The sequence below is a fragment of the Weissella koreensis KACC 15510 genome, from assembly GCF_000219805.1.
GTDB classification, from domain to species: Bacteria; Bacillota; Bacilli; order Lactobacillales; family Lactobacillaceae; genus Weissella; species Weissella koreensis.
Window position 1 is genome coordinate 855129 of sequence record NC_015759.1, and the last position, 13318, is coordinate 868446.

General features: G+C 41.1%; 6 protein-coding genes, 1 tRNA gene, 2 rRNA genes and 1 pseudogene. 7 read left to right on the top strand and 3 right to left on the bottom strand.

Annotation, left to right across the window (positions count from 1 at the left end; genetic code table 11):
• Window positions 1–4: 4 nt before the first annotated feature.
• From WKK_RS04130 to WKK_RS04140, 3 genes are all read right to left on the bottom strand, one after another.
• The gene (locus WKK_RS04130; RefSeq protein WP_013989565.1) at window positions 5–964 is read right to left on the bottom strand and encodes a nucleoside hydrolase; all 960 of its coding nucleotides are present in this window, start codon (window positions 962–964) and stop codon (window positions 5–7) included.
• Window positions 965–1001: 37 nt separating this feature from the next.
• Window positions 1002–1949 (bottom strand): ribonucleoside hydrolase RihC, encoded by a 948-nt coding sequence (gene rihC / locus WKK_RS04135; protein WP_013989566.1) that lies wholly within the window; start codon window positions 1947–1949, stop codon window positions 1002–1004.
• A gap of 118 nt (window positions 1950–2067) precedes the next feature.
• Window positions 2068–3354 carry a NupC/NupG family nucleoside CNT transporter gene (locus WKK_RS04140; protein WP_006844858.1) on the bottom strand — a complete coding sequence of 429 codons (1287 nt, stop codon included), beginning with the start codon at window positions 3352–3354 and terminating at the stop codon, window positions 2068–2070.
• Window positions 3355–3558: 204 nt separating this feature from the next.
• On the opposite strand from WKK_RS04140, the pseudogene rbsR reads away from it, so the two are divergent.
• The 7 genes and pseudogenes from rbsR to WKK_RS04175 form a co-directional block, all read left to right on the top strand.
• Window positions 3559–4575 (top strand): annotated as a pseudogene (gene rbsR, locus WKK_RS04145) (ribose utilization transcriptional repressor RbsR); the annotation flags it as partial.
• A 120-nt stretch (window positions 4576–4695) separates the two neighbouring features.
• The gene (rpiA, locus tag WKK_RS04150; RefSeq protein WP_006844860.1) at window positions 4696–5370 is read left to right on the top strand and encodes a ribose-5-phosphate isomerase RpiA; all 675 of its coding nucleotides are present in this window, start codon (window positions 4696–4698) and stop codon (window positions 5368–5370) included.
• A gap of 125 nt (window positions 5371–5495) precedes the next feature.
• Window positions 5496–6356 carry an Hsp33 family molecular chaperone HslO gene (locus WKK_RS04155; protein WP_006844861.1) on the top strand — a complete coding sequence of 287 codons (861 nt, stop codon included), beginning with the start codon at window positions 5496–5498 and terminating at the stop codon, window positions 6354–6356.
• 19 nt (window positions 6357–6375) lie between these two features.
• Window positions 6376–7860, top strand: coding sequence for a lysine--tRNA ligase (gene lysS / locus WKK_RS04160; RefSeq protein WP_006844862.1), 1485 nt, complete (start codon window positions 6376–6378; stop codon window positions 7858–7860).
• Between the two features lie 512 nt (window positions 7861–8372).
• Window positions 8373–9953 (top strand): 16S ribosomal RNA (locus WKK_RS04165).
• A gap of 77 nt (window positions 9954–10030) precedes the next feature.
• A tRNA-Ile gene (locus WKK_RS04170) sits at window positions 10031–10104 on the top strand.
• Between the two features lie 257 nt (window positions 10105–10361).
• Window positions 10362–13276, top strand: a 23S ribosomal RNA gene (locus WKK_RS04175).
• Together the 16S and 23S rRNA genes with 1 tRNA gene alongside form the textbook arrangement of a ribosomal RNA operon.
• Window positions 13277–13318 lie beyond the last annotated feature (42 nt).

The window sequence follows — 13318 nt, forward strand, 5'->3', positions numbered from 1 at the left end:
TAAATTAATGTTTTAAAATATCTAACATGAAATCTTGAAAATCTCGAACAAAGCGTTCGTTATCGACGTTAACAGCTACTTTGGTTGTAGTTGAATCTAATAATTTTTGATTATCACCGATAGTTCGGCCATAGTCACCTGAATTTCGATCATAAGTAACACGCATGTTGAGATCAATGGTTGTAACGTAATTAGGATCAATTGCTACGGCTACAGCTAATGGATCATGTAAGGCAGCCCCACGGTGATCAATATCAAGTCGGTCGTAAGCATCAATATAGTAATCCATCATATCAGCGTATTGCGCTCCAGCATTAGTACCAAGTGCACGCCATTCTTTTGTATGTTTCTTAGTTAGCAATGTTCGTAATGTAACGTCTAACCCAATCATCGTTAAGTTCTTTTGATGCGTAAATACAAAATCAGCTGCTTCGGGATCCTGATGAATATTGGCTTCCGTAAATGGTGTCACATTTCCTGGTACTGTCAGGGCTCCACCCATTAAGGTGGTTTGCCCAATTAGTTCAGCTACAGCAGGATCTTTTTGAATGGCAGCGGCCAAATTTGTTAGTGGTCCAGTCGGTAAGTAGATTAAATTATCACCATATTGATGAGCAGCATCAATTAAGAATTGCACTCCTGATTGATCCTCAATTTTTCTAGTGGCAGGATCTAATTTAATATTTCCAATTCCATTATCACCATGAATTGCCATTGAAATTGGCATTGTTTCAAAAGTTTGAGTGGTCGATGAGTGAGAATCTCCCAAATATACGGGAACTTCATCTGCTTTTAAGAGATGGAGTAAATCTAGTGAATTTTGACCAGCAGTTTCAATTAAAGTGTTTCCATAAGAAGAAATAACTCCAATTAAGTCAATTCGTGGATCTTCGACTGCTAAGGCCATAGCTAATGCATCATCAATTCCAGTGTCTAAATCTAAAATCATTTTTTTAGTTGCCATGGTCAATTCCTTTCGATGTAAAACAAAATATGCTTATTTATTTGATTGGATGATCTTTCATTTGGTTCATATGTGGGATTTCAGCTAAGAACCAGTCTTCAAATGCTTTTGTGTTGATATCAACAGCGACGTGGGCATTTAATTTTCCGTTTGACCAACGATCTTGCGTGTCAGCAATTGTTCCACCGATAGCTGGTCCTTCAGTGATGACATAAACCATGTGGTCTTCTAAAGTGAAGAATTCTGGATGAAGCAAGAATAGGATTGTATTAACATCATGCATTGGCTTACCAGCTGCCTCAATATCGTTATAAGCAGTCATAACACCGGAGATCATTTTTCCAACTTCACCAATTTCAGCCACATTTTCGATCGATTGGTTTGATAGGAGGGCTTTTAATGTGACATCGAGACCGATCATCGTGATAGCGATTCCACTTTCGTAAACTATCTTGGCAGCATCGGGATCCGTGAAGATGTTGAATTCAGCTACTGATGACACGTTACCCCCAGATAATGAACCACCCATAAGGATAAATCGCTTAATTTTAGATTTAATATCCGGATATTTGATAAGCAATAAAGCAACATTGGTATATGAACCGGTTGCAACAATGGTGATTGGTTCTGCTGCATCTGATAAAACTTGGTGCATAGCTTCAACAGCTGGATCATCAATGGGTTGATGCTTTAATTCTGGAAAATCATAACCAGGCATACCAGATTCTCCATGGATATATGAAGCGTCTTTAAATTCACGTTTCAATGGGGCTTTGGCTCCCATAGCTACAGGAATATCTGTACGATTAAAAAATTCTTCTAACTTTAATAAATTAGCGGTCGTTTTTTCAACAGCAACATTTCCCGCTACTCCAGTTAATAATTTTAAATCAAATTCAGGGCGAGTTAAGGCAATTGAGAGGGCAATCGCGTCATCAATTCCAGGGTCCATATCTAAAATTAAAGCTTCTTTTTCCATTATCATGAGTAAAATTCCCTTCTAGAACAAAATCAAATAAATAAAATTTAAAATAAAAACGGGGTTGAGGCATTGTATTGCTCTCAGCCCCGTTTAATTCATGTTTAACGTGAGTTTAATTTATTTACCAGGCGAATAATCCAGCCATTCCTGCTGAAAGTAATGAAACCAAAATTCCTGATACTAACATCAAAGGCACATTTTTTGAGATCAAATCAACTTTTTCTTTTGAAACCAAACCTTTGAAGGCTCCGATGATCATTCCAACTGTTGAGAAGTTAGCAAATGATGTTACAAAGACAGTCAACACGGCTACGGCGTGTTTATTAGCAAATAAACCAGTTCCAGCCATTACACTCTTTGAAACTTCACCCATAACAACGAATTCATTGGTTACCAATTTAGTTCCCATATATTGTGCAATTTGGAAAGCATCGTGTGGATTGAATCCCAACAGCCATGCAAATGGGAACATGATAACACCGAAGATGTTTTCCAGTGAAAGCCAGTCAAGACCAGTTAATGAGAATAAATTATCAATTAAGTTAGCCAAGGCAACGAATGCTACAACAGATGCAAAGATAATTAAGATCAACTTACCAGCACCTAAGATTGAGTCACCTAAGAATGAGAAGAAAGGTTCTTTCTTTGGACGTTCCATTTTCATAGTTCCATCAGCTTGAGCTACTTCAACTGGTTCGTTGACTTCAACAACAACGTCTTCTTCCGGTGAAATGTTAATCGGATTCAAAATAGCAGAAATGACGATGGCTCCTAGAATATTCAAAGGAACAGCGGTCAAAACATATTGACCAGGCATCATTTGGGTATAAGCTCCGATTATTGAAGCAGTGACACAACTCATCGACATTAAGGCTAATGTTAAGTTTCGCGTTCCACTCATTTGATTTAATTGAGCTTTAGAAACGGCCAAAACTTCGGTGTTTCCTAAGAACATCATTTCAACTGAGAAGAAAGCTTCAAATTTTGGTTGGCCTGTGATGAATGATAAGGCACGACCAATCCACTTAACTACCCAAGGCAGGAAGCCGATGTAAGTTAGAATATCAAACAAAGGCACTACCAATAAGATTGGCATCAACGCAGAAGTCACGAAATTCATTGACCCATCTAAAGTCCCTCCGGCACCAGGGATGGTAGATGAAACCCATTCAGGAAGGGCAAAGGCAATTCCTTTATAGGCGGTGGCTACCAACCAGTTGAAGCCTTCAGCCGCGGCGACAACAGCTTGACGACCAATGCTAAAGTTCACAAAGAACCAGGCTAAGAATAATTGCAATACGGTTACGATTCCAACGGATTTCCATTGAATGTTCTTTTTGTCACGTGAGAATAGATAAGCTACGCCCAGAGTAACGAAAATACCGACAATATTGATGAGTAAGTACATGTCCAGATCCTTTCCAAAAAAAGAGAAATAAGAGAACGTTGAAACGTTTAACTGAAGACAAGAATACATGATCATTTTTAAAAATGCAAGCGCTTCCAAAGAATTTTTAAAAATAAAAAAACTTGAACCTTCAGTCAACATTAAAACTTATTATGTATTATACTATAAACGTAGCTTAAAAAAACGGTTACATTAAATAAAAGGCTAAAGGATAAAACCATGAAAAAAGCTTCGATTAAGGATGTTGCCAAGCTTGCGGGCGTTTCAATTGCAACGGTTTCGCAAATAATAAATAATAAAACAGAGCGTTTTTCTGATGAAACAATTCATAAAGTTATTAACGCACGAAATGAATTGGGTTATATCCCAAATATCGCGGCAAAACGTTTAAAAGGGGGGACTAGCCCGTTAATTGGCGTTTTAATTCCGTCATTTAGGATGCCGTTTTTTGCTGATTTAATTCAAAGTATGCAAGTTGATGGTCCAGAAAATGTGGATTTAGTATTTATGGGTGCAAATGAGGAAAACTTAGAAGCATCGATTTATTCATTAATTGAACGCGGAGCCGATGCTTTAATTTTTGGCCGGCCAATTCCCGAGCATCAAAAAATGATTGAATTTTTAACTAAACGGAATATTCCATTCCTTTCATTAGATCAGAGTGCTGATTTGGATGCTAAAGATCAAGTTATGGTAAGAGAGTGGCAAGGCGGTAAAATGGCGGCACGCCATTTAATGGAATTGGGGCATAAGAAAATAACTTTATTGATGGCTGAACAAATGACAGACAATATGCATCAACGTGAAGCTGGGTTCATTTCAGCACTTTATGATGAAGGAATTGAGCCGATTGATAATGTTAAAACGCAACTTTCAAAACATGGTGGTTTAGTTGCAGCAGAAAAAATTATGGCAACTGGAGCAACTGCGGTTTTTACTTTGAATGATGAAATAGCAGTGGGCTTAATAAGAGGGCTGTATGAACATGGTGTTAATGTTCCTAAAGATGTTTCAGTTGTTGGTTATGATGATACTGATTATGCTGAATTTTTTGTGCCGGCTTTAACTACGGTTCGTCAACCAGTTCAACAAATCGGTATAGATGCTTTAAATATGATTATTAAAAGATTAAGAGACCCTGATTTACCACAACAAAATGATACATTGGAACTTAAATTGATCGTGCGTGAATCGACAGGAGTACCGCGGTCTGATAATTGACAAACTAGTTAATTTTCACTAAAATTGAGGTTGTTTGATGGTAAAACGTTTAACTGGATTTATTTTTTGATTCAAATAATGAACTAAAGATAAAATAAAGAAAATAGAGGATTCAAAACCATGAATGCACAAGATTTAAATAAGAAAAAAGCTGCTGAGTTTGCGGCTCAATATATTGAAGAAGGAATGACTGTAGGATTAGGAACTGGATCAACAGTGGCTTTCTTCTTAGACGCTTTGGCCGAAAAGAAGATTAATTTTACAGGAGTTACGACTTCTAACCGAACAGCTGCTCGCGGAGCAGAACTAGGAATGAAAATTGTCGATGTCGACGAGGTTGACCATATTGACGTTACTGTTGATGGGGCTGATGAAGTAGATACTTATTTAAATGGAATTAAAGGTGGCGGAGCTGCTTTATTAATGGAAAAGATTGTTGCCAAGAATTCAACTAAAAATATTTGGATTGTTGACCAAAGTAAGGTTAAGCCGGTTTTGGGAACTTTCCCATTGCCAGTTGAAGTTGTACCTTATGGAAGCGGACAACTAGCACGTAAATTTGAAAAAGATGGTTTGAATCCTACACTACGTTTAGATCAAGAAGGTAAAACTTTGGTGACTGATGGTGGACACTATATTCTAGACCTACACTTGGATGGGATGGATAGTCCAGAACGCTTATCAGATTACTTATCAAAGGAAGTTGGAGTTGTCGATCACGGATTATTCCTTAATACTGCTGATATTGTAATTGTTGGTGGAGATGAAATTGAAGTTAAAGAACGCAAACATTAATTTTTAAAAAGAGCCTTAGTTTAGTTAAACTAAGGCTCTTTTACATTTATAAAGGATTATTCGGAATAATTAGGATAGGCATGGTAAAATTAATAAGACATTTTAAAATAGATGGGAGAAAATGAATGGCTGATACAATTGTACGAGCAATCACGAAAGATAATAATTTCCGTACTATTGCTATTGATGGAACGGAGATGCTTCAACAGGCAGCTTCATTTCACCAAGCGACCCCTATGGGAATTAATTTATTGGGTCGAGCTTTATTAAGCACATTATTAGTTTCAAATGCAATCTTAAAAGGTGATGAACGTTTAGCGGTTACTATTGAAGGAAATGGACCAGCTGGTAAAATTGTTACTGAATCTAGTGCCACTGGATTAGTGCGCGGGTATGTAACAAATCCACAAGTTCAAACTGCTGATATTGTTAGTGCAGTTGGAACAGAAGGCTTTTTGCGTGTCACTAAGGAAATGGATGGAGAATCTCAACCTTTTACTGGTTCAGTTGCTTTAGCTAGTGGCCGAATTGATGATGATTTTACTTATTACATGTTGACTTCTGAGCAAATTCCTTCATTAGTGATGGTTGATGTTGCCGTTGACGAAAATAAACAGGTCCATGCTGCAGGTGGCTTTATTGTTTCAGCATTACCCGATGCAAAACAAGAAGCTTTGGATCGTTTTTATCAGGCTGTTGAAAATATGCCAGAGATTAACCAAACACTACAAAAAGGACAAGGAACCTTTGGTATCTTGGAACGAATTTTTGGTAATGATAATTTAAAGCAATTATCAACTGAAGAAGTTAGTTTGTATCCTGACTTAACTAAACGAGAGTATGCAAGAATGTTAGCAACTTTAAATAACGATCAACTCCAAGAAATGGTCGAAGACGATCAAGGAGCTGAAATTGTAGATCGGTTTACAGGAAATAAAATTCAGTTTAACACTGAAGAATTGCAAAATATTATGGATCAAAAATAAAAGAAATGAGGAAGAATTAATGGCAGCACAAGAACTATCTTTAAATGATCAAATGGTTGTACGTCGTGAAAAGATGGCAGAATTAAAGGAACAAGGAATTGATCCTTTTGGTCAAAGATTTGAAGCTTCCCATCATGCAAGTGAATTACATCAAGCTTATGATGACGTTGATATTGATGAATTAGAAGAGAAACAAATTTCAGTGAAGATTGCTGGCCGGATGATGACAAAGCGTCGTTCAGGGAAAATAACTTTCGCTAACATCAAAGATCGGACAGGATCTGTTCAAATTTTCGTACAAAAGCCAATTGTAGGAGAAGATGCGTATGAGTTATTGAAAAAATCTGATCTTGGTGATATTTTAGGCTTTTCTGGAACAATGATGAAAACTAAAGCTGGCGAGTTATCAGTTAATGTACAAACGATTACACATCTTACGAAAGCTTTGCGTCCGTTACCAGATAAGTTTCATGGCCTAAATGACATTGAAACACGTTATCGGAAGCGTTATTTGGATTTGATTGCAAATGAAGATTCATTCAGCCGTTTTCAAAAGCGTTCAGAGATCATTTCAGCTATCCGACGTTACATGGATGGTGATGGATTTATTGAAGTTGAAACACCTATTCTACAAAATTCAGCCGGAGGAGCTTCAGCTCGTCCATTTATCACCCATCACAATGCTTTAGATATTGATATGTATCTACGGATTGCATTGGAATTACATCTTAAGCGGTTAATTGTCGGTGGAATGGAAAAGGTTTATGAAATTGGGCGTGTCTTCAGAAATGAGGGGATGGATCCTAAGCATAATCCTGAATTTACTACTATGGAAACTTATGCTGCATACTGGGATTTTGAAGATGTCATGGTTGAAGCAGAAAATATCATTAAGGCCGCTACTAAGGTAGTATCAGATGATTTAAAGATTACCTATCAAGGTACTCAATTAGATTTGGCAAAGCCTTTTGCGCGTAAACATATGGTAGATTTAATTAAGGAGCAAACAGGAATTGACTTCTGGCAACCAATGAGCTTGGATGAAGCTAAGAAGTTGGCGGTTGATAATGATATTAAGGTTGAGAGTTTTTGGGGCGTAGGCCATATTATTAATGAATTCTTTGAGAAATTTGTTGAAAAGACATTAATTCAACCTACTTTTGTATATGGACATCCAGTAGAAGTTTCACCATTGGCTAAAAAGAATGCTGATGATGAACGCTTTACTGATCGATTCGAAATTTTTATCATGGGGGCTGAATATGGAAATGCCTTTACTGAGTTAAATGATCCAATTGATCAACGCGAACGTTTTGAAGCCCAAGCAGCTGAAGCAGCCAAAGGAAATGATGAAGCAGAAGGTATTGATGAAGACTTCATTGAGGCGCTTGAATATGGAATGGCTCCAACGGGAGGTCTTGGTATTGGGATTGATCGTTTGGTAATGCTATTAACCGATACTGATACGATTCGAGATGTTTTATTGTTCCCAACAATGCGTTAATACGATAAAATAATGAGACTAACCTTTATAAGGTTAGCCTTTTTTATTATGTTTATTTCTTACTATGTGGATAAAAATATTGTTGATACTAAAATAAATATTTCATGTTTTTACGCTTAAAATACTTGATTTAACAGGATTTAAGAAGCCAGTTTGGGGCTGATCATTAAAAAAATAAAATTAGTTATTGACGCTTAATGTGAAATGGAGTATATTATTTAAGTCGGCTAAGGGCAAACGAGTATTTCGTTGTTAAGTTGATGAAATTAAATATAATAAGTTGTTGACATTTAATCAGCCACTTGATATACTAATTAAGTTGTCTCGTGAGAGGCAATGAGTAGAACATTGAAAACTAAATAACGTTTCGATGAAACAAATGTGCAGGTGTGTCTCATATTTATAATATGGAAGATACAAACATTTGCGAAGTCAATTTCGCTAGTAAATTCGTTTAACAACTGTTAAACAACAACAAAAAAAGATTGAGTTATACTCAAGCTTTTCAATTTTAAATTGAGAGTTTGATCCTGGCTCAGGATGAACGCTGGCGGCGTGCCTAATACATGCAAGTCGAACGCATTGTGGTTGAAATGATATGAAGAACTTGTTCAGATTTGATTTTCAACATTGCAATGAGTGGCGAACGGGTGAGTAACACGTGGGAAACCTACCTCTTAGCAGGGGATAACATTTGGAAACAAATGCTAATACCGTATAATAATTAAAACCGCATGGTTTTAGTTTAAAAGATGGTCTTGCTATCACTAAGAGATGGTCCCGCGGTGTATTAGTTAGTTGGTGAGGTAATGGCTCACCAAGACAATGATACATAGCCGAGTTGAGAGACTGACCGGCCACAATGGGACTGAGACACGGCCCATACTCCTACGGGAGGCAGCAGTAGGGAATCTTCCACAATGGACGAAAGTCTGATGGAGCAACGCCGCGTGTGTGATGAAGGGTTTCGGCTCGTAAAACACTGTTGTAAGAGAAGAATGACATTGAGAGTAACTGTTCAATGTGTGACGGTATCTTACCAGAAAGGAACGGCTAAATACGTGCCAGCAGCCGCGGTAATACGTATGTTCCAAGCGTTATCCGGATTTATTGGGCGTAAAGCGAGCGCAGACGGTTATTTAAGTCTGAAGTGAAAGCCCTCGGCTCAACCGAGGAATTGCTTTGGAAACTGGATAACTTGAGTGCAGTAGAGGAAAGTGGAACTCCATGTGTAGCGGTGAAATGCGTAGATATATGGAAGAACACCAGTGGCGAAGGCGGCTTTCTGGACTGTAACTGACGTTGAGGCTCGAAAGTGTGGGTAGCAAACAGGATTAGATACCCTGGTAGTCCACACTGTAAACGATGAGTGCTAGTTGTTCGAGGGTTTCCGCCCTTGAGTGACGAAGCTAACGCATTAAGCACTCCGCCTGGGGAGTACGACCGCAAGGTTGAAACTCAAAGGAATTGACGGGGACCCGCACAAGCGGTGGAGCATGTGGTTTAATTCGAAGCAACGCGAAGAACCTTACCAGGTCTTGACATCCTTTGACAACTCCAGAGATGGAACTTTCCCTTCGGGGACAAAGTGACAGGTGGTGCATGGTTGTCGTCAGCTCGTGTCGTGAGATGTTGGGTTAAGTCCCGCAACGAGCGCAACCCTTATTGTTAGTTGCCAGCATTTAGTTGGGCACTCTAGCAAGACTGCCGGTGACAAACCGGAGGAAGGCGGGGATGACGTCAAATCATCATGCCCCTTATGACCTGGGCTACACACGTGCTACAATGGCAAGTACAACGAGTCGCCAACCCGCGAGGGTGCGCAAATCTCTTAAAGCTTGTCTCAGTTCGGACTGTAGGCTGCAACTCGCCTACACGAAGTCGGAATCGCTAGTAATCGCGGATCAGCACGCCGCGGTGAATACGTTCCCGGGTCTTGTACACACCGCCCGTCACACCATGAGAGTTTGTAACACCCAAAGTCGGTGAGGTAACCTTTTATTAGGAGCCAGCCGCCTAAGGTGGGACAGATGATTAGGGTGAAGTCGTAACAAGGTAGCCGTAGGAGAACCTGCGGCTGGATCACCTCCTTTCTAAGGAAAATCGGAAACCTGCATATTCGTTGAAACGTTATTTAGTTTTGAGTGTTTTACACTCAATTTAATTTATTGGGCCTGTAGCTCAGCTGGTTAGAGCGCTGTGTTGATAACGCAGAGGTCACAGGTTCGAGTCCTGTCAGGCCCATAGTATCGAAAGATACTAAATTAGTTCTTTGAAAACTGAATCATATATATAAATTTTAAAAATTTCAATTTTATTGAATACAATATAAATTGAACCGAGTAAATCAATAGTTGATCATCGCAATGATGATTGACAGTGAATTACACCGCGTTATTTTTTGAGTTTTTTAATTAGTTCATCACAATATTTATATTGTGGTAATCGCAAGCGACCGTTAGGTCGCATACTCAAGCTTGAATCATCAACGAAAGTTGATCGGTTAAGTTATTAAGGGCGCATGGTGAATGCCTTGGCACTAGGAGCCGATGAAGGACGGTACTAACACCGATATGCTTCGGGGAGCTGTAAGTAAGCTTTGATCCGGAGATTTCCGAATGGGGGAACCCAACTTGTTATGCAAGTTATCACTAGTTGAATATATAGACTAGTTGAAGGTAGACGTTGTGAACTGAAACATCTCATTAGCAACAGGAGTAGAAAGAAATATCGATTCCGTCAGTAGCGGCGAGCGAACCCGGAAGAGCCCAAACCAAAGTGCTTGCACTTTGGGGTTGTAGGACTACCGTTGTGGAGTTACAAAATTGTATGTTAGTCGAAGTGGTTGGGAAACCACGCGAAACAAGGTGATAGCCCTGTAGACGAAAACGTACAATCTCCCGTGTAGGATCCTGAGTACGGCCGGACACGTGAAATCCGGTCGGAATCTGGGAGGACCATCTCCCAAGGCTAAATACTACCTAGTGACCGATAGTGAACCAGTACCGTGAGGGAAAGGTGAAAAGCACCCCGGAAGGGGAGTGAAAAAGTTCCTGAAACCATGTGCCTACAAGAAGTCAGAGCCCGTTAATGGGTGATGGCGTGCCTTTTGTAGAATGAACCGGCGAGTTATGATTACATGCAAGGTTAAGGTGGAAAGACCGGAGCCGTAGCGAAAGCGAGTCTGAAATGGGCGACATAGTATGTAGTTGTAAACCCGAAACCAGGTGACCTACCCATGTCCAGGGTGAAGGTGTGGTAAGACGCACTGGAGGCCCGAACCTGTGCATGTTGAAAAATGCTAGGATGAGGTGTGGGTAGAGGTGAAATTCCAATCGAACTTGGAGATAGCTGGTTCTCTCCGAAATAGCTTTAGGGCTAGCCTCGGAATGTAGCGTATTGGAGGTAGAGCACTGTTTTGGTGCGGGGCCCATCTCGGGTTACCAAATTAAGATAAACTCCGAATGCCAATTACGTATGTCCGGGAGTCAGACAGTGAGTGATAAGATCCATTGTCGAAAGGGGAACAGCCCAGATCGTCAGTTAAGGTCCCTAAGTGTGTGTTAAGTGGAAAAGGATGTGGAGTTGCATAGACAACTAGGATGTTGGCTCAGAAGCAGCCACCATTTAAAGAGTGCGTAATAGCTCACTAGTCGAGTGATTCTGCGCCGAAAATGTACCGGGGCTAAACACACCACCGAAACTACGGGTGCCACGTAAGTGGCGCGATAGGAGAGCGTTCTATGGGCAATGAAGTCAGACCGTGAGGACTGGTGGAGCGCATAGAAGTGAGAATGCCGGTATGAGTAGCGAAAGACAGGTGAGAATCCTGTCCACCGAATGACTAAGGTTTCCTGGGGAAGGCTCGTCCTCCCAGGGTTAGTCGGGACCTAAGGCGAGGCCGAAAGGCGTAGTCGATGGATAACTGGTTGAGATTCCAGTACCAGGTGAACATGTTTGAACGATGGAGGGACGCAGAAGGCTAATGGATCCCAGCGACTGGAAGTGCTGGGTTAAATCACAAGTTTTGGGAGTAGTTAAATGCTTATCCCTTTAAGAACAAGTGATGATGAGGATCGAAATAAAGTAGAGAAGTCCATGATGTCACGCTGCCGAGAAAAGCTTCTAGTTAGTGTTTACCTGCCCGTACCGCAAACCGACACAGGTAGTCGAGGAGAGAATCCTAAGGTGTGCGAGTGAACTCTCGTTAAGGAACTCGGCAAAATGACCCCGTAACTTCGGGAGAAGGGGTGCTCAGCGCAAGCTGAGCCGCAGTGAATAGGCCCAGGCGACTGTTTATCAAAAACACAGGTTTCTGCAAAATCGAAAGATGACGTATAGGGGCTGACGCCTGCCCGGTGCTGGAAGGTTAAAAGGAGTGCTTAGCTTCGGCGAAGGTGCGAATTGAAGCCCCAGTAAACGGCGGCCGTAACTATAACGGTCCTAAGGTAGCGAAATTCCTTGTCGGGTAAGTTCCGACCCGCACGAAAGGCGTAACGATCTGGGCACTGTCTCAACGAGAGACTCGGTGAAATTTAAATACCCGTGAAGATGCGGGTTACCCGCGACAGGACGGAAAGACCCCATGGAGCTTTACTGTAGCTTGATATTGAGTGCTTGTGCAGCTTGTACAGAATAGGTAGGAGCCGTAGAAATCGGAACGCTAGTTTCGATGGAGGCAATAGTGGGATACTACCCTCGTTGTATGATCACTCTAACTCACACCACTAATCGTGGTGGAAGACAGTGTCTGGCAGGCAGTTTGACTGGGGCGGTCGCCTCCTAAAAGGTAACGGAGGCGCTCAAAGGTTCGCTCAGAATGGTTGGAAATCATTCGTAGAGTGTAAAGGCATAAGCGAGCTTGACTGCGAGACTAACAGGTCGAGCAGGTACGAAAGTAGGACTTAGTGATCCGGTGGTTCCGCATGGAAGGGCCATCGCTCAACGGATAAAAGCTACCCTGGGGATAACAGGCTTATCTCCCCCAAGAGTCCACATCGACGGGGAGGTTTGGCACCTCGATGTCGGCTCATCGCATCCTGGGGCTGTAGTCGGTCCCAAGGGTTGGGCTGTTCGCCCATTAAAGCGGTACGCGAGCTGGGTTCAGAACGTCGTGAGACAGTTCGGTCCCTATCCGTCGCGGGCGTAGGAAATTTGAGAGGAGCTGCCCTTAGTACGAGAGGACCGGGGTGGACGTACCACTGGTGTATCAGTTGTTCCGCCAGGAGCATCGCTGAGTAGCTATGTACGGATGAGATAAACGCTGAAAGCATCTAAGTGTGAAACTCGCCTCGAGATGAGATTTCCCATTCGAAAGAAGTAAGACCCCTTATAGATGATGAGGTAGATAGGCTAGAAGTGGAAGTACCGTGAGGTATGGAGCGGACTAGTACTAATGGTTCGAGGACTTAACCAAGTTGAATACGACGTGGTGGTTCAAGGTGTATTGTTAAAATTT